The organism is Cytophagia bacterium CHB2 (assembly GCA_030263535.1).
Taxonomy (GTDB): Bacteria; Zhuqueibacterota; Zhuqueibacteria; order Zhuqueibacterales; family Zhuqueibacteraceae; genus Coneutiohabitans.
The window spans coordinates 51,151-73,049 of the sequence record SZPB01000002.1 but is presented as its reverse complement, the minus strand read 5'-3'; the positions used below and the strand labels follow the sequence as shown (position 1 = coordinate 73,049).

At 53.0% G+C, this 21,899-nt stretch carries 24 protein-coding genes; 23 read left to right on the top strand and 1 reads right to left on the bottom strand.

Annotation, left to right across the window (positions count from 1 at the left end; translation table 11 throughout):
* Positions 1 to 2: 2 nt before the first annotated feature.
* The 10 genes from FBQ85_00725 to FBQ85_00680 all read left to right on the top strand — a co-directional run bounded on the left by FBQ85_00725 (position 3) and on the right by FBQ85_00680 (position 10,221).
* Entirely contained in the window at positions 3 to 350 is a 348-nt protein-coding gene (locus FBQ85_00725) for a hypothetical protein (GenBank protein MDL1873687.1), read from the top strand.
* Positions 351 to 477: 127 nt separating this feature from the next.
* The gene (locus FBQ85_00720; GenBank protein ID MDL1873686.1) at positions 478 to 1,176 is read left to right on the top strand and encodes a YggS family pyridoxal phosphate-dependent enzyme; all 699 of its coding nucleotides are present in this window, start codon (positions 478 to 480) and stop codon (positions 1,174 to 1,176) included.
* A gap of 27 nt (positions 1,177 to 1,203) precedes the next feature.
* The gene (locus tag FBQ85_00715; protein MDL1873685.1) at positions 1,204 to 1,944 is read left to right on the top strand and encodes a DivIVA domain-containing protein; all 741 of its coding nucleotides are present in this window, start codon (positions 1,204 to 1,206) and stop codon (positions 1,942 to 1,944) included.
* 111 nt (positions 1,945 to 2,055) lie between these two features.
* On the top strand, positions 2,056 to 2,583 hold the full coding sequence (locus tag FBQ85_00710) for a hypothetical protein (GenBank protein MDL1873684.1): 528 nt from the start codon (positions 2,056 to 2,058) through the stop codon (positions 2,581 to 2,583).
* 37 nt (positions 2,584 to 2,620) lie between these two features.
* Entirely contained in the window at positions 2,621 to 3,442 is an 822-nt protein-coding gene (locus FBQ85_00705) for a purine-nucleoside phosphorylase (GenBank protein MDL1873683.1), read from the top strand.
* A 118-nt stretch (positions 3,443 to 3,560) separates the two neighbouring features.
* Positions 3,561 to 6,695, top strand: coding sequence for an isoleucine--tRNA ligase (locus FBQ85_00700; protein ID MDL1873682.1), 3,135 nt, complete (start codon positions 3,561 to 3,563; stop codon positions 6,693 to 6,695).
* 222 nt (positions 6,696 to 6,917) lie between these two features.
* Positions 6,918 to 7,304, top strand: a complete 387-nt coding sequence (locus FBQ85_00695) for a TraR/DksA family transcriptional regulator (GenBank protein ID MDL1873681.1) — start codon at positions 6,918 to 6,920, stop codon at positions 7,302 to 7,304.
* Positions 7,305 to 7,414: 110 nt separating this feature from the next.
* Positions 7,415 to 7,984, top strand: coding sequence for a signal peptidase II (gene lspA, locus FBQ85_00690; GenBank protein MDL1873680.1), 570 nt, complete (start codon positions 7,415 to 7,417; stop codon positions 7,982 to 7,984).
* 114 nt (positions 7,985 to 8,098) lie between these two features.
* A complete protein-coding gene (locus tag FBQ85_00685) occupies positions 8,099 to 8,896 on the top strand; it encodes a dienelactone hydrolase family protein (GenBank protein MDL1873679.1) in 798 nt (265 codons plus the stop codon).
* Positions 8,897 to 9,237: 341 nt separating this feature from the next.
* On the top strand, positions 9,238 to 10,221 hold the full coding sequence (locus FBQ85_00680; GenBank protein MDL1873678.1) for an RluA family pseudouridine synthase: 984 nt from the start codon (positions 9,238 to 9,240) through the stop codon (positions 10,219 to 10,221).
* Positions 10,222 to 10,467: 246 nt separating this feature from the next.
* Here the strand turns inward: FBQ85_00680 and FBQ85_00675 are convergent, their stop codons facing one another.
* Entirely contained in the window at positions 10,468 to 11,022 is a 555-nt protein-coding gene (locus FBQ85_00675; GenBank protein MDL1873677.1) for an ATP-binding protein, read from the bottom strand.
* A 71-nt stretch (positions 11,023 to 11,093) separates the two neighbouring features.
* On the opposite strand from FBQ85_00675, the gene FBQ85_00670 reads away from it, so the two are divergent.
* The 13 genes from FBQ85_00670 (at position 11,094) to FBQ85_00610 (ending at position 21,587) form a co-directional block, all read left to right on the top strand.
* Positions 11,094 to 11,447 carry a hypothetical protein gene (locus FBQ85_00670; GenBank protein ID MDL1873676.1) on the top strand — a complete coding sequence of 118 codons (354 nt, stop codon included), beginning with the start codon at positions 11,094 to 11,096 and terminating at the stop codon, positions 11,445 to 11,447.
* A 715-nt stretch (positions 11,448 to 12,162) separates the two neighbouring features.
* Entirely contained in the window at positions 12,163 to 13,521 is a 1,359-nt protein-coding gene (locus FBQ85_00665) for a Glu/Leu/Phe/Val dehydrogenase (protein ID MDL1873675.1), read from the top strand.
* Positions 13,522 to 13,624: 103 nt separating this feature from the next.
* On the top strand, positions 13,625 to 14,224 hold the full coding sequence (locus tag FBQ85_00660; protein ID MDL1873674.1) for a hypothetical protein: 600 nt from the start codon (positions 13,625 to 13,627) through the stop codon (positions 14,222 to 14,224).
* Entirely contained in the window at positions 14,191 to 14,382 is a 192-nt protein-coding gene (locus tag FBQ85_00655) for a hypothetical protein (GenBank protein MDL1873673.1), read from the top strand. Before FBQ85_00660 ends, FBQ85_00655 begins: the two co-directional genes overlap by 34 nt.
* A gap of 26 nt (positions 14,383 to 14,408) precedes the next feature.
* Positions 14,409 to 14,765, top strand: coding sequence for a response regulator (locus FBQ85_00650; protein MDL1873672.1), 357 nt, complete (start codon positions 14,409 to 14,411; stop codon positions 14,763 to 14,765).
* 58 nt (positions 14,766 to 14,823) lie between these two features.
* Positions 14,824 to 15,054, top strand: a complete 231-nt coding sequence (locus tag FBQ85_00645) for a hypothetical protein (protein MDL1873671.1) — start codon at positions 14,824 to 14,826, stop codon at positions 15,052 to 15,054.
* Between the two features lie 100 nt (positions 15,055 to 15,154).
* Complete coding sequence (locus tag FBQ85_00640; GenBank protein ID MDL1873670.1) at positions 15,155 to 15,667, top strand: lamin tail domain-containing protein; 513 nt, start codon at positions 15,155 to 15,157, stop codon at positions 15,665 to 15,667.
* 64 nt (positions 15,668 to 15,731) lie between these two features.
* Positions 15,732 to 16,445, top strand: a complete 714-nt coding sequence (locus tag FBQ85_00635) for a universal stress protein (GenBank protein MDL1873669.1) — start codon at positions 15,732 to 15,734, stop codon at positions 16,443 to 16,445.
* Between the two features lie 150 nt (positions 16,446 to 16,595).
* Positions 16,596 to 17,012 (top strand): nucleoside diphosphate kinase regulator, encoded by a 417-nt coding sequence (locus tag FBQ85_00630; protein MDL1873668.1) that lies wholly within the window; start codon positions 16,596 to 16,598, stop codon positions 17,010 to 17,012.
* A 32-nt stretch (positions 17,013 to 17,044) separates the two neighbouring features.
* Complete coding sequence (locus tag FBQ85_00625; GenBank protein MDL1873667.1) at positions 17,045 to 17,503, top strand: response regulator; 459 nt, start codon at positions 17,045 to 17,047, stop codon at positions 17,501 to 17,503.
* A gap of 147 nt (positions 17,504 to 17,650) precedes the next feature.
* Positions 17,651 to 18,814, top strand: a complete 1,164-nt coding sequence (locus FBQ85_00620; protein MDL1873666.1) for a PAS domain-containing sensor histidine kinase — start codon at positions 17,651 to 17,653, stop codon at positions 18,812 to 18,814.
* 135 nt (positions 18,815 to 18,949) lie between these two features.
* Positions 18,950 to 20,305, top strand: a complete 1,356-nt coding sequence (locus tag FBQ85_00615; protein ID MDL1873665.1) for a sigma-54-dependent Fis family transcriptional regulator — start codon at positions 18,950 to 18,952, stop codon at positions 20,303 to 20,305.
* Positions 20,306 to 20,690: 385 nt separating this feature from the next.
* Positions 20,691 to 21,587 carry a hypothetical protein gene (locus FBQ85_00610; GenBank protein MDL1873664.1) on the top strand — a complete coding sequence of 299 codons (897 nt, stop codon included), beginning with the start codon at positions 20,691 to 20,693 and terminating at the stop codon, positions 21,585 to 21,587.
* The last annotated feature ends 312 nt before the right edge of the window (positions 21,588 to 21,899 follow it).

Genomic DNA, 21,899 nt, shown 5'->3' with positions numbered 1-21,899 from the left:
CCATTTATACCTCGATTTTGCCCAGTGCAACCTCATTGAGCATTTCTCCGAATCCGTTTTCGCCGGACGAGGACGGATTCGACGATTTTGCAATTTTTAATTTGAATCTCCCCGTGACAACCGCTTCCGTGCACCTCAAGATTTATGATTTACGCGGCCGTTTGGTGCGATGGTTGTTGAACAATCGATCTGTCGGCTCGGCTTTCCAGGTTGTGTGGAATGGCCGTGACGATGAGGGCCAGGCTGTGCGTTCCGGCGTTTACCTCGTTTTTATGCAAGCCATTTCGGCTAATGCGGGAACGTTGCTGTCGGCAAAAACGACGGTGGTGCTGGCGCGGCCGGGAAACTGACGCGGTTAAAGCAAGGGGGGCTCTTTTGCGGCAGCAGTGCCTCCGGCTGGATGCAATAATCTGTCGATTATATTCAAATTAATTCATTGCATTTTAAGCTCCTTGCGGTTATATTTTTTACTCAATTATGTTCTCAGCTCTACAACTTGCCGCCGTTGAAAAAAGAATTGTTGCCGCTTGCCAGCGCGCCGGCCGTGATCGAAGCGAGATTACGCTCGTCGGGGTGACGAAAACAGTGACATTCCCCGAGGTTGTCGCGGCGAGCGCCAGTGGTCTGCACAAATTCGGAGAGAACCGCGTGCAAGAGGCGGCTCCCAAGATTGCAGCCGCACGGGAAAAAGCTTTGGCGGTGGAGTGGCATCTGATCGGCCATTTACAAACGAATAAGGCCAAAGATGCTGCAGCACTGTTCGACGTGATTCAATCGGTCGATTCGGTGCGCCTCGCAGAAGCTTTGCAGAAGCACGCCGAGAAATTGCAGCGCCGCCTCGAGGTTTTTGCGCAAGTCAATACCTCGGCAGAAGCTTCGAAATTTGGTGTGGCGCCGACCGAAGCGGTTGTGCTGGCGCGTGAAATAGCCGCTTTCCCCAATCTCCACTTGGCCGGTTTGATGACGATAGGCGCTTTGACGGAGGACGTTGACAAGATACGCGTTTGTTTCCGCACGCTGCGCCAGCTTCATGCGGAAATTTTGGCGCTGCACCTGCCGAATACCACCATGCGGCACTTGTCGATGGGTATGACTGACGATTTTGAAATTGCGATTGAGGAAGGCGCGACCATCGTGCGAATTGGCAGGGCTATTTTTGGCGAACGAACAAGTTGAAACGGCAAGCAGTACCCCGGCCATTTTTTGCAAACAGGTGTGCGCAAACGACCCGGTGAGAACGTACTTAAAAATTCTATCTATTGTGGGAGTATTATTGTGCGATTGACACCTCTCGACATAAAAAAACAAGAATTCAAACGCGTCGTGCGCGGCTACGATCGTGACGAGGTCAATACCTTTCTCGAAATGATCGCAGAAGAATTCGAAGCGCTCTTGCACGAGCGCAGCCGCCTGTCGGAAGAAATTGTGAGATTGCGGACCCAGTTGCAGGATTATCAGGACGTGGAACGCACGCTTAAACACGCCTTGAAAAATACGCAAGAAACGGCGCTGCAATCGCTCGAAAACTCCAAGCGCGAGGCGGAGATGGTTGTGCGTGACGCCGAAATGGAAGCGGAAAAAATCATCCGCGACGCCAAGGTTCGGCTGGCAGAATTGAAGAACGAATTAATGGTCGTGAAAGCGCAGAAAAGTTCGTTTGCACGGCGCTTGCGCCATTTGCTGGAAAGCCAGCTTGAATTGATCGGCGTGCTTGAAATCGATGATATGGGGTTTGGTGAAACGGAAGCGCCCACCCGCCCCGCGCATGAGGCGCCGCCTGCCAAAACGATGCCTGCGGCAGCGCCCGACGTCCGCCGGCCACCGGCTCGCCCGCTGACCGCCGCCGGCTCAAAGGAATTCCGCCCCATTACGGAAGCAACCACGCCCGGTGCACGCACCACTAGCGAAAAGAAGGAGACGCGCATCTCAGACTTCATTACTTGAATACCCACGGCAATTTTTTCGACTACCGATTTGACACCACTTGAGCACGAATCTGGCCGTTAATTCCCCGCCAGATTTTTCACCATTGACTTTACAACCAAGGACTGCATCATGTCGAAAACGAGGACTCTTTGGCATTGGGGAGCTGTATGTTTGTGCATCGGCTCACTCCTGAACACCGGCTGCGCATCGCGCATGGCTTTAAAAGATGATACCGGCCAGCCGATTAAACGCAGCGAGGTGGAAGCGAGAAAGACCAGCAATAATTTTTGGCTTTATACCATCGGCGGCGGCGCGCTCAGTTTTGGCGCGAGTTTTTTTGCCGGCGCCATGCTGGAACGCAGCGTTGATAGTGAAAATCGCGCCGCGCTGTGGTCGGTGACGGGCGCGGGGACGGTAATCGGGACATTGATCTTTGCGCACAACGGTAAGGTGCGCGACTATAATCTAGCCGTTGAAGCCGTGAAAGACAGCCGCCAGCGCGAGTTGGATAAAAAGATTAAAAGCGAGCAGCAAAGACAGGAAAACCTGACGTCGGAACGCAAGCGCCTGGAAGATGAGCGTAAACGGCAGGAAGCCGAGCGCGCCAAGTTGCTCGAGCAAATTCGCAGTAAACAGAAGAAGGAAGACAAACCTTAATTCATTTCCTAAACCCAGGAGAAGGAAAGCGCCTCGTATGACTACCTTACTGCAGCAGATCGACGAAGCCGTTGCCGTTATTCGCAAGCACGCCAAAACCAAACCGGAAATCGGCATAATTTTAGGCACGGGCCTGGGCGCGTTGGCGAAAGAGATCAAAACCGAGGCGACCATCTCCTATTCTGATTTGCCCCATTTCCCGCTGTCAACAGTTGAAAGTCACGCGGGCCGTTTGATTTTTGGGACGCTGGGCAACAAGCAGGTGGTGGCGATGCAAGGCCGCTTTCATTTCTATGAAGGCTATTCCATGAAGCAGATCACCTTTCCGGTGCGCGTCATGAAAGCCCTGGGTTGCCATACACTCGTCGTTTCCAACGCCTGCGGCGGCATGAACCCGCTGTTTGCGCCCGGCGATATCATGATCATGACGGATCATATCAATTTGTTGGGCGACAATCCTCTGATCGGCCCGAATGAAGAGGCGCTTGGCCCGCGTTTCCCGGATATGTCTGAGCCATATACCCAAGCGTTGATTGCCCTGGCCGAACAAGTCGCCCTCGAAGAAAAAATTCGTGTGCAAAAAGGCGTGTACGTTGCGCTCTCCGGCCCGAACCTCGAGACGCGCGCGGAGTATCGTTTTTTGCGTCAGATCGGCGCGGATGTCGTGGGCATGAGCACGGTGCCGGAAGTCATCGCCGCGGTGCATGGCGGGATGAAGGTGCTGGGGCTATCCGTGGTGACAGATTCATGCTTGCCCGATGCCCTCGAGCCTGTTGACATTGCGAAGATCATTAAAACCGCCGGCGAAGCCGAGCCTAAGCTCACATTGATCATGAAACGCGTAATTGAACGGATGTAACAAATCGTTTATCCGCAACTGCGTAAGTTCCATGACGCCGGTTGCCGGCGTTCATGCCGCGGCTAATGTTGTCGATCGACAAACACCTCAACACGTTTTAGCTACAAGGCAAATCAGGATGTATAAACCGTTTCCCCAGGAATTAAATCTCCCGGCAATCGAAGAAGAAGTTCTTCACTATTGGAAGAGCGAGAACATTTTTCAAAAAAGTGTTTCATCTCGCCCGGCCGACAAGCCTTTTGTTTTTTTTGAAGGCCCTCCCACCGCCAACGGCAAGCCCGGCATTCATCACGTCATTGCCCGCACCATGAAGGATTTTGGCTGCCGCCTGAAAACCATGCAAGGCTATCGGGTGGAACGCAAGGCCGGCTGGGATACCCACGGCTTGCCGGTCGAAATCGAGGTCGAAAAACAACTCAAGTTCACCAAGAAAGATCAGATTCTCGCCTACGGCATCGACAAATTCAATGCGCGCTGCCGCGAAAGCGTTTGGCAATACAAGCAATTGTGGGATCAACTTACCGAGCGCATGGGCTATTGGGTCGATCTCAAAGATCCTTATGTGACGTATGAAAACAAGTATATCGAAAGCGTTTGGTGGATTTTAAAGCAATTATGGGATCGCAATCTTTTGTATCGCGGCCATAAGATCGTGCCATATTGCCCGCGTTGTGAAACCCCATTGTCGAGCCACGAAGTCGCGCAAGGTTATGACGAAGTCGAAGACCCCTCGGTCTTCGTGAAAATGCCGTTGCAAAATGATCCCTCCACCTCGTTCTTGGTTTGGACGACGACGCCATGGACGCTGATTTCGAATGTCGCGCTCGCCTTGCATCCCGATGTGCCTTATGTCAAAGTCTCGCATAATGGCGAGCAGTTGATTCTTGCTGAACCGCGCCTGGAGGCCTTAGCGGGTGATTATCAAATCCTCGAGCGCAAAGCGGGCCGCGAGTTCGCGAATATCGACTATCAGCCGCTTTTTACGTTCATGCGCAGCGACAAGCGCTCACATTACACGGTGCTGGCGGATTTTGTGACGACCACCGACGGCACCGGCATCGTGCATTTGGCGCCGGCGTTCGGTCAAGACGATTACCAGGTCGGCGTGCAACACAATCTGCCTTTCTATCAACCGATTGACAAGAGCGGGCGGTTCACATCAGATGTCACGCCGTGGCAAGGCCAGTTTTTCAAGGAGGTCGATCCCGGCATCGTGGCCTCACTGAAGCAAAGCGGGCGGCTCTACAAAATTGAGAAATATCGCCACACCTATCCGCATTGCTGGCGCGATGATACGCCATTAATCTATTATGCGAAAGAAACGTGGTACATTCGCACGACGCAATTCAAAGATCGCTTTGTAGAGTTGAACAAGGAGATCAACTGGTATCCTCCCGAAGTGGGTGCAGGCCGTTTCGGGGAGTGGCTGTCCAATAATGTCGATTGGGCGTTGTCGCGCGATCGCTTCTGGGGCACGCCGCTGCCGATCTGGCTCGATGAGGAAGGCAATTTTCAGTGCGTCGGTTCAGTGAAGGAATTATCGGAATTGACCGGCCGCGATCTGGCGCAGCTTGACTTGCACCGGCCGTTTGTCGATGAGATCACGTTCGTCAATCCCCAAAACGGCAAGCTCATGCGCCGCACGCCGGAAGTGATTGATGTTTGGTTCGATAGCGGCGCGATGCCGCTGGCGCAGTGGCATTATCCCTTCGAAAATCAAGACATCTTTGCGCGCAGTTTCCCGGCAGATTTTATCAGCGAAGCGGTTGATCAAACGCGCGGTTGGTTCTATTCGCTGCTGGCCATCGCCGCCATGCTTTTCGACAAGCCTTGTTTCAAAAATTGCGTCGTGCTTGAGATGGTGCTGGACAAGGACGGCAAGAAGATGTCCAAATCCAAGGGCAATGTCGTCGATCCTTTCCAGGTGATCAATAAATATGGCGCAGACGCCACACGCTGGTATATGATGACGGTCAACCCGCCCTGGCAAGCCACTCGTTTTGACACCAAAGGCGTGGAAGAAATCGTCAGCCGATTCTTTGGAACGTTGATCAACACCTACGCTTTTTTTGCGATGTATGCCAACATCGACAAGTTCGCATATCCCGCGCAACCGATTCCCCTGGCGCAACGGCCGGAGATCGATCGCTGGCTTATTTCAACGCTCAATCGCCTGGTGGCGCGCGTCGAAGAGAATTACAATGTGTATGACATCACGCGCGGCGCGCGCGCGCTGGCCGAGTTTGTCGTCGATGATCTGTCGAACTGGTACGTGCGGCGTTGCCGCCGGCGCTTCTGGAAATCCGATATGGGGCCTGACAAGCAGGCGGCCTTTGAAACGCTTTATGAAGCGTTGCTGACCGTTTGCAAAGCCGCCGCGCCGCTTGCGCCTTTTATTCCGGAGGCGATTTATTTGCGTTTGACCGCGGCGCAGCCGGGCGCCAGCGTGCATCTCAGCGAATTTCCCTCCGCCGCGCACAAAGCCTATCAGTTCCGGCAGGAAGATCTGGAAACGCAGATGGAGGCGGTGCGCGCCGTGGTGAATGCGGGCCGCGCGCTGCGCGCCGAGCGCAATCTTAAAATTCGGCAGCCGCTTAGCCGCCTCATTATCGTCTCCAACGATGAAAAGCAGCGGGCGGCCATCAACACCGGCAGCCAGCTTATTCAAGATGAATTGAATGTCAAAGCGATTGAGTTCGTCGCCTCGGCGGCGGAGTTGACCTCGCTCAAAGCGGAGCCGAACTTCAAAGCGCTTGGCCCGAAATTCGGCAAACAAGCCAACGCTGTGGCGGGCGTTATTCGCGCTTTGCGTGCGCAACAGACGCACGAATTGGAGCAGCACGGCGTTCTGGAAATAGATTTTGAAAACGGAAAAGTCAAACTCACCACGGACGAGGTCAACCTCGTGCGCCATCAAGCCGAAGGCTTGGCAGTAAGCACGGAGGCAGGCTGGACGATTGCGCTTGACACCAAATTGAATGACGACTTGCTTGCGGAAGGCTTGGCAAGGGATTTCGTCAATCGCGTACAAAACATGCGAAAAGACGCGGGCTTCGAAGTCACGGATCGCATTGCCGTCCGATATGAAGGCTCGAGCCGCGTCCACGATGCCATTCAAAAATTGGCGCATTACATCCAGCAAGAAACCCTGGCCGATCGACTAGGCCCGGCGCAAGCCGGCGAACATCTGACTCACGTCGAATCGTGGAACGTGGGCGACGAAGAAATCGTTATTAGCGTTGCCCGGGTTTGAGCTGCACAATGTTTGTTTCTCGTCTAGGCGCTTCTCCGTAACAGTTGCCCAACACAATCGCTTGTGGCAAATTCCCGGAAAGCGGCGGCGGGAAGAGATTTGTGCGGTAAATTTAGAAAAAATTTCACCTCGTTCATTGAATTCATCAATGATTAAACCCTGTGACCGGCGACGGACTCACCTCTCGTTGGCCTGGAAGGTCAAAACCACAGGAGGGCGTTCATGAAATCTCAAGATTTGCAGTATTTCAAGCGTCTGTTGTTGGAGCGGCGCACCGAGCTGTTGAAGGAACTGGACCACTTCAAAAATGGCCAGGGCGCTACGACGGTAAAGGACGCCTCGGGCGAAAACACTTCATATGCCCATCACATGGCGGATCAAGGCACGGACAACATGGAGCGTGAAAAGGCATATTATTTCGCCACGCGCGAAGGCCGCTTGCTCTATCATATCGATCAAGCGCTGGAGCGTGTCGAGGACGGCTCTTACGGCCATTGCCATAATTGCAATCAACTGATTGCATGGGAACGGTTGGAAGCCGTGCCGCATGCGCGCTTGTGCATCAACTGCAAAATGAAAGAGGAAAGCGGCGTTTCGCTGGATCAGTAAATCCCACGGTGCATCCAATATCATTTTCATCACGGCAGGCTTGACGTCGGCGAGAGTTCGGTCGAACGCTCGCCTGTGGTCGAGTCTGCTTTTTCATTTCAAATTTCGATATGACTATTCTGCAGGGCATGGGTGTGTTGGTGATCACGGCGATCATCGTCGTGCTCGATCAAGCGACCAAGCTGCTGGTCAAAGCGCGGTTCTTTCTGGGCGAATCGATTGAAGTGCTGGGCGATGTCCTGCGCTTCACCTACATCGAAAATCCCGGCATGGCGTTTGGCATTCGCATTGGCGGCAAATATTTCTTCACGGTTTTTGCCGCCCTCGCCACGATCGTCATCATGATTTATCTGTATCGCATTCGCCGGGAGAAACTGCCGGCGCGGCTCTCGCTGGCGCTCATTCTCGGCGGCGCGATCGGAAATCTCATCGATCGCTTTGCTTATGGCAGCGTGATCGATTTCATCGATGTTGGCATTAACAACACGCGCTGGCCCGTGTTCAATATTGCCGATAGCGCCGTTTCGATCGGCATGGTGATTTTAATGGCCTTGGTTCTTTTCGAAAAAGACAAAACCGCAGCCGAGCCGGAGTCGCCCGCCTTGCCCTCAACCAAAGCTTCCCCCAGCGATGAGCATGACAATTGGCTGGGCACGCGTTCACGCACGCCGTCGTCGTGAAGCCGGATTGTGATTGTGCGCAGTTTGCCGCATGAGATTTTGCATGCCGTGCTCCGTCCCCATCGCTAAAGCCGAACCTGCACGAACATTCTCAACAGGAAAAGGAGGATCGCAATGAAAAGAATATTTGCGCCGGTGTTATGTTTGGGCCTGGCAGTTTCTGCGTTTGCGCAGGATTATGTCAAGCAACGCCTGCAAGCCTCCTCGCGGCATCACGAATGGGTGGCGGTCAAGAACGGTGAGCGCAGCGTGCATTGTTTCGTGGTCTATCCTGAAGCAAAGGATAAAGTCTCCGCCGTGCTGGTGATTCACGAGAATAAAGGCTTGACGGATTGGGTGCGCGGCGTTGCCGATCAATTGGCGGAAGCTGGCTACATCGCCATTGCCCCGGACTTGCTGTCAGGCGCGGGGCCGAGAGGCGGCAAGACCAGCGATTTTGCCAGCGCGGATAGCGCGACGCAAGCGTTGTACGCACTCAAACCCGAACAAGTAACGTCAGACTTGAACGCGGTGGCAGATTATGTTATCAAGTTGCCGGCGTGCAATGGCAAATTAGCGGTGGCGGGTTTTTGTTGGGGCGGAAGCCAGAGTTTTAATTTCGCGGCGCAGCGCGCGGATTTGAAAGCTGCTTTTGTGTTCTATGGCAGAGGGCCGGAAGGCAAAGAGAACGTCGCCGGCATTGCGTGCCCGGTTTATGGCTTTTATGGCGGCAATGATGCGCGCGTCAACGCCACCATTCCGAATTCCGCAGCGGCGATGCAGGAAGCGGGCAAGGCCTTCGAACCGGTAACCTATGAAGGCGCCGGGCATGGTTTCATGCGCAGCGGCGAAGATCCGCAAGGAACGGAAGCCAATCGTAAAGCCCGCACCGAAGCGTGGGAACGTTGGAAAACATTATTGAAAAAACTGTAGGCGCGAAATCTCCATCCGGCTGTAATCCGAAGCCCTTCGAGCAGGTTGAATAATACGACAACGTTAAGTTGATGCAAACACCGAGTTGTGTCATTCTGCAAGAATCCTGTGAAGTAACAAGAAAGCGACTCGAACCGGTAGCAAACCCAGGATCTCAAAATATTCCTGCTTAATGACATTGACAAGAGTAGGAGGACATCTCGAACTTAGCATCGTCATGATAACCTCGCCCGCAAAAGTTTTAAAAAGCTTTTTCTGTGGGATTTCGATTTTGTGGGCAAAAATCTTTCAGAATTTCGTTTTAAGTTTGGACAACTAATCGACTATCATCGTTACCCAAGTTGCCATCTTCGGAATTTCAAACCATCACGGTCGATCCCGGCCAAAGCCGCGTTCGTTTAGACAAGTATCTCGCCAACCATCTCGCCGTGATCACACGTTCGCAATTGCAGCAACTCATCGCCGCGGGAGAGATTACGGTCAATGGCCAATCCAGTAAGGCCAGCCATCTCGTTTCCCCGGGCGAAGTGATTCAAATCAACATTCCGCCCAAGCTGCCGAGCGAATTGATTCCGCAAGATATTCCATTGCGCGTGGTTTATGAAGACGCTTATCTCATCGTTGTTGATAAGCCCGCAGGCCTGGTGGTGCATCCCGCTTATGGCCATGCCGAGGGCACGTTGGCCAATGCCGTGTTATTTCACTTTAAAGAGGTTTCCAAAATTGGCGGAAGTGAACGGCCCGGAATCGTGCATCGGTTGGATAAAGATACCTCCGGCTTGCTTGTGGTGGCGCGCGATGAGCGCACGCATGCAGCGCTGGCCGCGCAATTTAAAGCAAAATCAACGCAGCGCGAATATCTCGCCGTGGTGTGGGGCGCGCCCAAGCCCGCCCGCGGCAAAATCGAAAGCTTTTTGGCGCGCAGCAGCAAAGACCGGCGCAAGGTCGCGGTGAGTTCGGATAAAGGCAAATGGGCGGTCACGCATTATGACGTGAGCGAACGCTTTCCTCTGCACAGCTTGCTGCGGTTGCGCCTTGAAACCGGGCGCACGCATCAAATTCGCGTCCATCTTAGCCATCTCGGCCATCCCGTGTTTGGCGATCCCACCTACCACGGACGCAACAGCCGGCTCAGCGGCTTGAATCAAGCGGATATGCGCTTTGCCGCCGGTTTGCTGGCGCAGTTTCACCGTCAGGCTTTGCACGCACACACCCTCGGTTTTATTCATCCCGTAACCGGTGAGTCGCTTTTTTTACAGAGTGAATTGCCCGCTGATATGCAAGCGTTGTTGCAGGCGCTGCGTCAGCATGCCCAACAGGCGTGATGCTGCCGCAATCCCACTGGCTGCCAGCACGCCCTCGCTGTCATGCTTGCCTGAATTTTTCACACCGTTCGAATTAAGAACTCACACGCTTCAATTGTAGTTGAAATCCGGGTAACTTGGCGCGAATAATTGCAGGCGAATTTCATCGCGTGTGCATGTTGCCGCGATGGCTGCGGGAGGTGAGGGCAAATCGGGGAGGTTGTTTGCGAAGAGAATGATTCTTATCGGCGCGGGGAGAGCGGCGGTTTAATGAAAATTTTTTTGTTGCGGCGGTGTGACGTATTTAACCAGCCGGACACGCGTTCCCTTGCCGTTTCCGGTTTCAAAATGGACTTCGTCCATGAGCATTTTCATCATGAGAATGCCGCGACCATTGCTTCGCGGCGTGATGAGAAGGTCTTGAGCTTTTTGCCCGTCGCGTTGTTCGGGATCAAAGCCGAGGCCTCGATCTTTCACCAGCACTGTCAGTTTTTGCTTATCGATTTTTATCTGAAGGCGAAGCGGCTTGCTTTCGTCATTGTGATGGCCGTGTTTAATGGCATTGACACAGGCCGCCTCGACTGCCACGGCGAGGTCCATCAACGCCATTTCGTCCAAACCCGCTTTGCGGCCGAGGTGAAAAGTAAAATTCCGAATCACCTCCAGATTTTCCGTATGGCTCGGTGTGGTCAACTCGTAAACTTCTGCCGCTTCGGGAAGAAGCTTTTTTGTGTGGGCGCGACGTCTGGGCATATTCAACAAAAATGCTGTCGATGAGCTTCTCGCTTCCACCGCAGAAGCCCGATGAATGAAATGAGTCATGATGTTATCCCGCCGTAGTGGATTCGGACGCGCCGGCCAGTTTGCCGCTTGCGAACTGCGGTTGCCCAAGAATGCTGGCGCGCGCAGGCGTCCTTGGCTTTGTCAATGCTTCTCGCGCATTGTTAAAAAATCTGAAAAGGCCGGAAGCCAACAACAAAGCCGCCAGTCCGGCGCCCAACGGCCAAACGAAAACGAACATTGCCGCCGCTGTTATCAGGAATCCCAGCATGATCATCAGGTTTCCAACAATACTGATCTTTGGCATGATCCCGCTCACTTTGTTTAGATTAGTGGCTACCTCAACTTGCAGTCAAGCTGTAAATCAAAGCTTCTGCGAAAAACTTTGGCAAGATGATTTATCGACAGAATTATTTATAATCCTCTGCCACAAATTTTCAGAACTTTATTCGAGTTTGAAAAACTAATCGCTTGTTCTTGCATCGTAACTTTCGCACACCGCCATCATCAATCCAAAATCGCCACAACTTTGCCGGCGCTTAATCTACGCTGTTACTAAAACCGTACCAATTTTTTTCGACTTTCGATTGGCTTGGTTCCGACGGTTCGTAATCACAGGACTTAGCTAGGCTGTGACAACAAGTGTTCGAATTCTCCGGAAAAACGCGCGCAAGTCAATAAAATTTTGTGAGACATTTTTCTCCGCTGGTTCAGATTTCCCCGGCGAGAGTAAATGTTCACCAAGTAGATTTTATCGACTAACGTAATTTATTAAGGACATTTTGGGGCTTTTTCTATTGGTTTTCTTGAGGAATTGGGCTTTTTGCCCCGCCCGCCCCAGTCATTCTGATAGATAGATTTCGCTCCTGGTGCATGGAATGACTTTTGCCAAAGTGCAGAGTAGAAATCTGTTTCATGCAAGAGAAACGACGCGAGTCATCGTATCAACATTCACCGTATCTGAAATCATTTTATTTTCTCATTTGTTTGATTTTCTCCTTCTGTCCCCAATAAGACACACAAGACGTTGCAAGACCAAAGACGCCAGAAACGATCCCCGCGTGCGTAATCGAGTGTGCTGCGTGGGAAGTTGATGAATTTTTCGATGTCAAGAGCAAAACCGTCAACGCGAGTTGCATGGTTTGCGAAATTTAAAAGGCGAGGTTTTTTATGAAGCGAGAGATGAGTTCACCCGAGGAAACGTTCACAGCAAAATCTCGCGACCGGCGAAATGGCGCGCCGGCCGAGCGCGGGAGAAATCGTGGTGAAGAAACGTATGAAGGGCAGAAAAGGAATCTTTATGCGGATGTGGCGCGGCAATTTCAAAAAGCCGCCGACCTGATGAATTTGGATCCAAACATTCGCATCATTCTGGCGAATACCGCGAACGAGATCACCATCAACTTTCCGGTAAAAATGGATGACGGGCGAGTCAAAATTTTTACCGGCTACCGCGTGCAGCACAACAATGTGCTCGGCCCTTTCAAAGGCGGTTTGCGGTATCATCCCTCCGTCGAAATCGACGAAGTGCGGGCGCTGGCCGCCTGGATGACGTGGAAAACGGCGTTAACGGACATTCCGTTTGGCGGCGCAAAAGGCGGCATACAAATCGATCCTGCCGAATATAGCAAGGCGGAGTTGGAGCGCATCACGCGGCGTTTTACGTTTGCCTTGGGCAACAACATCGGGCCGGAATACGACATTCCCGCGCCGGATGTGAACACCAACGCGCAAATCATGGCGTGGTTCTTGGACACGTATTTGCAAACCATGCCGCCGCACGAACGGCAGAGCTACACGCACGTCGTGACCGGCAAGCCGGTCGAATCCGGCGGCAGTATCGGGCGCGATAAAGCTACCGGGCAAGGCGTGGTCTTTATGATTGAAGAATGGGCAAAGGATCGCGGCTTCGATTTAAAAGGCTCGAGGTATATCGTGCAGGGATTCGGTAACGTGGGTTCGTGGTCAGCGCGACTGATGCAACCGCATGGCGCCCGGCTCATTGCGGTGGAAGACATCACCGGCGCCATCTCCAATCCGGACGGCATTGACGCCGAAGCGCTGGCGGCTTATGTCAAAGAGCACGGCGGCGTTTTCGGTTACGGTATGGCAAAAGCGATTGATCACGAAACCTTCATGCGCACCCAGGCCGATATTTTCATTCCAGCCGCCATGGAGAATCAGATTACCGAAACAACCGCGCAATGGTTGAACGTCCGGCTCGTCGCCGAAGGTGCCAACGGCCCAACCAATCCCGACGGCGACCTGATCTTGCAAAAGCGCGGAATCGAACTGCTGCCCGACATCCTCTGCAATTCCGGCGGCGTTATCGTGAGCTACTTTGAGTGGCTGCAGAACAAGCGCAGTGAATTCTGGGATATTGAAGAAGTCGATCGCAAACTGCACAAAAAAATCGTCAATGCTTACAAACGCGTGCGCGAAACGGCGAAGAAATATCAAACGGATTGGCGCACCGCGGCTTATATCGCTGCGCTCTCGCGCCTGGAAACTGTGTACAAAGAGCGCGGCATCTTCCCGTGAGGCTGCCTGTGGTGTTGCTGTGGATGGCGCCCTCGCGATTCATATAAGGGCCGTCTGGCTTGACCGGCAGGCGGCCCTCTTACTCGCGAAAGGAGTATGACAGATGAACTGGAAAGTAGAAATCGACAAGCCGAAAGAGATCAGCCGTCACATTGCTGATTTTTTGCACGAACAAGCCGGGGCGGAAACCGCAACCGTCAAAACTTTTTCGTACGGCAATCTGTTGGCGATATTTGTCATACCTTATGCTTTGCCGGATGAGGCGAAGAAAAGGCAGCTTTCGCGCATGACTCTTGGCGTGCTCAGCCGGATCGATTTGCAGATGATCAGGAACATTTGCGAAGAAACTACCGGAAACAAAGTAGTAAACCTTTTTTGGATTGCCGAGCAGGAAGGCCGGCAGTTGCTGATTGCGTCATTGAGCAGAGATTTGCCTCGCCAAATTGCCGAGGGCGCTGCGGCGCAACCCCGCGACGCAAAGAGTGGTGAGAGTGCCAGAATCTCCTTTTGTGAGTTATGTGCAGATGCCCTGCATGATGAAGGCCTTTGGCTGGCGTTGAATGCGGAGTACCAGGGCGCAACGGTTTGGCCCGAGGGCGCAACTCCCCGAATGACCATGGCAGAAACAAATCACACAGAACCTTTAGCGACAAACAAGGAAGACGAATCATGGCGGCACGATGCAGCCTTTGCGATGAATTAATCACAGCGAACAACCCGGGACAATTCTTTCCGGAGGATGACAGTTATATTTGCGCCGTTTGCCGGCGCGAGTACCAAAATGCTCTCGAAGAAATGAAGAAGCGCGCAAGCCGGAAAAGCGTGACTGTCATGCCGGCGCTGGCCAGCCACGCAGGATAATCCAGTTCAAGCCGATAAGGGTAAGCATGTCTCCCAAAATTTTAATTGTAGAAAATGAACGCCGCCTGCGCCAATTCTACAAAGTGGAGCTGGAAGCAGAAGGATACGAGGTGAGGACAGCCGCGAACGGCAATGATGCTTTGGTAAAATTGCGGGAAGCGCCGGTGCATGTTGTGATTTTCGATCTGGCTTTTTCGGATGAAGCGGAATTGGAATGCCTGCAAAATTTGGTGAATGACAATCGCGAGGCCAAAGTCATGATTCATGCTGCCAATCCGGCGTTTTGCATGGATTTCCGCACCTGGGCGGCGGATGCGTTTTTGATGAAATCATCCGATGCCGCCAGCCTGAAAGGCGCGGTTGGCCGTCTTTTGGAAGCGTAGATGATTCGACGTTCAAATAACGTGTTATTCTGTGAACCAGGAATTGGAGGAGAATATCATGATGAACATCCCTCCGGATTTTGCCGCTTATCTTTTGCTTGGCTTCATGTTGGCCGCCATGGCGCTGGCATTTTGGCTGCGGTTTACCTGGTTGCCCGGATTGTTCTCTCCGCCTTCACGCAACGCAGAACCGCACCGGGAGCGCGCGCACGATTCGAATGGCGGAAATGTTGTGATATTCTGTGAAGAAAGAGGGGGTCATGTTGGGGCAGCGGAAAGTTCTGTTTGAATGGGATACGCGGACAACGTGATTGTTGGATTTGCCCGCTTCAAAGGATAACCAGCAGACATCCGTGTTGATTGATCAAACCAGTGCAGGAGAGATTTATATGTCAAAGCGAGCCCCTCAACCAACCCGCACCGGCCAGTTGGCCGGCGCAAAAATCAAGATTGTTGGTGTTTATAATCAAGGTCTGCAAGAACACATCGCAATCGTCAACCAGGGCACCGTGGCGCAGCCGCTGGTCGGTTGGAGCCTGATCGCCGAGCGCGGCAACCGGCGCTATGCTTTCCCGGACGATTTGATCTTGAGGCCGGGGATGAAGGTGTTCATCCACAGCGGACAGAACGCATTGAATAATCCGCCCGATCATCTCTTCTGGACGGACGAGCAGATGTGGAGCAACCGAAACGATGTGGCGCTGCTGTTCGATTATCGCGGCCTCGAAATTGACCGCTGCGCTTATTCCCACAAGCGTATGTTGGGCCATGAGGCCAAGCGCCGCAAGCGCTTGCTTGACGAGGGTGAAACCTGGCGGCTGGTGGATGAGCCCCGGCCGCAAGCACGCAAGATCGTTCGCCAGGAACGCGGCACAACCGGCGTGCGGCAGTCATTGCGATGAGTGAGATTCACCGCCGCAACGCGCCACCCCAGATCATATTCGTAGTTGAGTGACGGAGGCCAACATGCACCGATATAAACGCCTCATCGCCGGGCTCAATCTGAGCGAGCAGGATGAAACGATTATTCAATATGCCGCAATGTTTTGTCGCCGGGTGAAGCCGGAAGCCATGCATTTCGTGCATATCGTTCCCCGGATCAACATCCCGATGAGCATCCGGCTCAAATATCCCAACATGTTCCGCACGGTGTTGAATCAAATGGAACGTATTCTTGAGCGGCATTGGGAAGCCGGGAAAGGAGCGGCGTTTGCGTACGAGGTTGTTGAAGGAACGCCGCTGACGGAGTTGATCTACCAGGCAGCAGCTCATGCCAGTGATTTGATTTTGGTGGGAAACCGGAGAGAGCAGCGAAAGAGCGGCGCGCTTCCAGAGCGGCTTGCGCTGGATGCAACGTGTTCGGTTTTGATTGTCCCGGAAGGCGTGCAACCGAAATTGAGCAAAACTTTCGTGGTCACGGCGAACTCAAACGTTCCAGCAAGGGATCCGGCAGCAACATTGCAGAAAATGGCGCGAGAACGGCGCGCCGACCTGTTGGTCATTGACGCGCGGAAGCCAAGCCATGCGGCCCTCCTGGCAACGGTGATCAAGCAAACGATTCAGACAACCGCCATGCCGTTGCTGGTTTGGAAAACCGGCAATTGGGACACCTCCGCGCGTAAAGCTGCGTTTGAGTGGGAAGACGATATGTGGGAGGCGCCGCGCAGTCTTGCGGCCTAGGGGTATGTCCCGGATTGTTTTACGGTTTTGTTTTTGCCGCCAAGCGCGAAGCGCCAGAATGAGGTTGACTGCCGTGATTCTTGTCCTCACCAAAGCGCAACACCTCGTGAGTGAGTTTAAAGAGATTTCTGAATAAAGGAGCCGGAAACCATGCAGGAAAAAAACATATACGTTACGGAGAATGACGTGAAACGATTGCAGGCTCTGCTTGAGGTTGCAAAACAATCGCAATATTACGGCAGCGACGAACTGCAAAAACTGGGCGCGGAATTGAATCGCGCCATCGTGGTGGCATCAAAGGATGTTCCGCGCGATGTCATCACCATGAACTCGAAGGTGCGGTTGCTCGATCTTGAAACCAAGGAAGAGATGACGTATACCCTGGTGTTCCCCGATGAGGCTGATTTCGCTGAGGGCAAAATCTCCGTGCTTGCTCCGATTGGAACGGCGATGCTCGGCTATCGCGCAGGAGACACCTTTAGCTGGCAGGTGCCGGCAGGCATACGCCGGATAAAGATTTTGTCCATTTTGTATCAGCCGGAAGCTTCCGGCGATTATCATTTGTAGTGCATGACCATCAATCACCAAACAGATTCCTCATGGCGCCTGTAACCGACAAAGAATGTATTCTGATCGTGGATGAAGATCCGAACATGTTGGAATTGCTCCGGAGACATCTGAGTGCGAAAGGATATGAGGTTGTCTCGGCCACCGGCGTCAGCGAGGCGACTCAAATCCTGGCGGCAAGGCCGGTTGATCTGGTCATTACCGCGTTGAAGATGCCGGAAGGCAGCGGGCATGATTTGATCAGGCACATTCGAAGAAATTTCAAGCACACGGAAGTCATGATCGTCACCGGTTCTGCTGCAATTCGAGAGACTTTAGTGGCTGCCAAAGCCGGAGGGGCCGAGTATTTGGTGAAACCCTTTACTGAAGAAGAGCTTTTTACCGCGGTTCAAAGGGCTTTCAGCAAATTGAGTGTGCGCCAATCAAACCAAGCACGCGTCTATTTGGCAAGAACGGCGCATGAAGCGATCGTCCCCAACCATTTCTCTTGAGAGCGCAGCAAATAAGATTTACTCCTGCATGAATCGGTGAAATGCCTGCCTGCCGATTGGTTTCATTGGGATTCCCCGGGCGGGGGCACTTGACTTTCACCTGCAAGGAGGGTATCTTCTTCGCGAATTTCAATTGATGTCGACGCTATGAATCAGGATCGTTATGAACATGACGCACACGCAGCAGATGTGACGGACTCCGCACAGCGCGCAAAACGGGATTTGCGCGAACGCGTCAAGGAACTGACCTGCCTGTACGGCATCATGCAAATTGCCGTTCGCCCGAACCTCTCCCTGGAAGAGCTTCTGCAGAACATCGTGAATTTGCTGCCTCTCGCCATGCAGCACCCGGAATTTGCCGTTGGCCGAATCATTCTCGATCATCGCCCCTACACCACAACAAATTTTCACGAAAGCCCGCGCAAGCTGTCTGCTGACATCGTCGTAAATGGCAAGCGCCGCGGCGCCGTGGAAATTGCTTACTTGGAAAACACTCCCCCTTCAGAACTGGGATTATTTCTCAACGAAGAACGCAGCCTGATCGAGGCGGTTGCCAATCACGTCGAACTTATTGTCGAGCGCCGTCAGGCTGAAAGCGACAAAGCGCGTCTGCAATATCAACTGCAGCACGCTGATCGATTAGCCACCATCGGCCAGCTTGCCGCGGGTGTCGCGCACGAGTTGAATGAGCCGCTGGCAAATATTTTGGGTTTTGCACAGCTTGCCCGAAAATCTCCCGGGCTGCCCGCGCAAACGGAACAGGATATTGAAAAAATCGTTTCATCTGCGCTGCACGCGCGCGAGGTGATCAAGAAATTGTTGATGTTTGCCCGGCAAATGCCGCCTACCAAAGCGCGCGTCAATTTGAATGAGATTGTGCAGGAAAGCCTTTTTTTTCTCGAGTCACGCTTTGCCAAGCAGGGTATCCGGTTGATTCTCGAATTGGCGCCGGATCTGCCCCATATCACGGCCGATGCCACGCAACTGCAGCAGGTGTTGGTTAATTTGGCCGTCAATTCTTTGCAAGCCACTCCGAACGGAGGAAGTTTGACTGTTGCGACTTTTGCCGATGACAGCCAGGTTTCGCTTGTCGTCGAAGATACCGGAACAGGCATGACGGACGATGTGAAAGCCAGATTGTTCACTCCGTTTTTTACAACGAAGGATGTGGGACAGGGAACGGGTTTGGGCCTGGCAGTAGTTCATGGCATCGTCACCTCACACGGAGGCTCGATCCACGTCGAAAGCAAAGTCGGGCACGGCACGCGCTTCGAAATCAATTTGCCGATCGTGGAACCTCCGGAAAGCTGATGTTCTGCGCCGGAAGCAGCGCAGGCGTTGCATTCAGACGCTTTGCCGCAGAATCAGTGCAAGGAAAGGCATTCCTCATGCTGATTTCGTGAATGTCATGCCCACTTGCTCCGACCTTGTTTGAGAGAATGAAAAATGACAACCGCTTCCGATAATAAAGGCCGCATCCTCGCAGTCGATGACACGCCGAGTACGTTGGAATTGCTGCAACGCAATTTGACCTCGCAAGGGTATCAAGTTTTCACGGCGCCCAATGTGACGGAAGCCATTCGCATGCTGGAGTCTGCGCCGGCAGACTTGGTGATCACCGATTTGAAAATGCCCGGCGCCAGCGGCATGACCCTTATTCGCCATATCCGGGAAAACTTCAAAGATATCGAAGTGATGATGATCACGGGTTACCCGACCATTGAAGGCGCGGTCACCGCGGTCAAAAGCGGCGCGGAGGATTTTCTTGCCAAACCGTTCACGGATGATGAGCTGCATGCTGCCGTGCAACGCGCTTTCGAGAAATTGCACCGGCGCCGCGCCGTGCAGGCCGTCAACTTTCAAACGCCGCACTCGCCGCAGGGCCTGATTGGCAAATCGGAAGCCATGCAGAAGCTGCTCAATGTCATTGCCAAAGCCGCCACCAGCTCGGCGACGGTGTTAATCACCGGCGAGAGCGGCACCGGCAAGGAACTGGTGGCGCGCGCAATTCATTACAGCAGCGCGCGTGCTTCGGCGGCATTCGTACCGGTGAATTGCGGGGCCATTCCGGAAACGCTGCAAGAGAGTGAGTTGTTTGGCTATGTCAAAGGCGCATTCACCGGCGCCACCGAAACCCGCAACGGCTTTTTTCAAGCAGCGGATGCCGGCTCGCTTTTCCTGGACGAGGTTAGTGAGACCAGTCTCGCGATGCAAGTGAAGCTGTTGCGCGTTTTGCAGGATAAAGAAGTCCGCAAAGTTGGCAGCACGGTTCCGCAAAAGGTGGATGTACGAATCCTTGCCGCAACCAACAAGGATTTGCCGGCTTTGGTTCAAAAAGAAGTCTTTCGCGAAGATCTCTTCTATCGTCTCAATGTGATCGCCATTGAGATTCCGCCGTTGCGCGAAAGAGGCGATGACGTGTTGCAATTGATCAATTATTTTGCGGGCAAGTTTGCTGAAGAAACGGGGCGTGTGCCGCTGCGCTTTTCAGACGAGGCGCTGCAAACGTTAAGAAATTATTATTGGCCAGGCAATATCCGCGAGCTGGAGAACTTGATGCAACGGCTGGCCGTTATGACTGACGAAGAGGTGATCGAAGTCGCTGATCTGCCCACGCACATGCATTTCTCGACCGAGCGAGGCCATGGCCTCCGGCGCACGCTCGCGGAGGTGGAAATCGAGCATATTTGCAACGTGCTGGCCAGCGTGGACGGCAATAAGACGCGCGCTGCGGAAATTCTTGGCATTGACCGCAAAACCCTGCGCGAAAAGTTGAAACAACAGAATGCGAAGTCGAGCTAAAAATAGCTGCATCATATGATTGTCAATCATGACGGCAACATCGCGGCATCGCGCATGCCGGTTTGAAACCGTCGATACAAACGAGAGCTTAGAAACCAGGTTGCGTGCTTGAGCGTGCACCGAATTCGCGAGACAAGATTATCCCGGAGACCGCGACGAATTTGACAAAAATAGTCCATTTGGACTAGCAACTCCCGCCGGGACCTGCCGTATCCGGTGCAGTTTTTCATTTGATCATGCGTAACTATTCAGATCACCGCCCGGGCGCTTTTGTTTTTTGATTGTTGGAGCCAAGTATTGATTCAGCGCTTGGAAAATTTACACCGCCCGGGCGGTAATTTCTGACGAACGGAACAGTATCTCACATACAAAAAAGAAGAAATCTATGTCCAAGCCTGTGTTGCCCAAATGTGTTATGATGATTTGGCTGGTTGCGTTTGCCGTTTTTGTTTGGAATGGCGCGGAGTTGCATGCGTTTGTCTCTGGTCGAACCGATCGTTTGAAAGGCGCGCCGTTCCTAAAAACATACAACAAGAAAGCTGTTGTCAATAAAGCCGCCGCCGGGTTTGTCGCCCTCAGCTTTGACGAATTAACCAAATCTGAATTTTCTTATGCCGGGCGCGAAAAAGCGTTGCAGCCATTGGCCGAGGCGATGAATGCTTATTGGGATAGCCTCGGTTGGGGCAAGCATTTGGCCGGCGAAGCGCTGGCGGAAAAGGGCGCGCCTTATGTTTACGTCGGCAGCGCCGAGGGTGAAGGCGCGCCGCCCGAAGCAGCCATGCAACGCCTCGAACATGACAAATATCCGCCGATGGTCATTCATATCCTGAACCCCTCGAAAGCCTGGCGCGCCGCGCTCGGCGCAGCGATGCAAGCCCAACAAGTTGAGTATGTGTTGCTGCTCAAGCTCGGCTTCAGCGAATATCCTAAAGCCAATAAAGGGATGTTTGGGAAAAAAGTTGTGTTGGGAACGGGATACGAAGAAGGCATCCGATTTTTGAGCGCGGAAGACAAGCCCGTGGAAGTTCTGCAAGTCACCGGCATGTTGTTGGATCGCGAGGGCAACATTGTGCGCGCCGGCGCGGAAGGCATTGCCGCCAAAGACTCGCCGTTTTGGGTGCAGGTTCTGGAAGCGCAGGAGGCCATGAGCAACGAAGCATTGCAAACGTTGTTGCATGAAGAACGCCGGGAAGACCTAGCAGGCAAGCCGCTGAAGTGGCAGGTGGCGCTGCGCAATCTCGTGGCGCAATTGCTGGCGCAACCGGAATGGGTGGTTAAGTAAGGATTGTCACTCAAATAACTTGCCCATTTCACAAACCGCGAAGGGACGCGAATAAACGCGAATCTTAAAATTAGCGAATAGTCGCATTCATTCGCGGTTTCAAAAGTGAGCAAGTTATCTCCAGCGGATTTTCGACAAACTTAAAATCGCAGATTTTTGAGCAGCTTTAGACTCTGCCTACAAAAGTAAAAAGGGTTTTGGTGGGATTTCAATGTTGTCGATAATAAACTTTCAGAATTTTATGCGAGTTTAAAAAATTAAACGCGAACAACAGGGAGTAAACACAAATGGCAGGAGGGATCTCAAAATTTC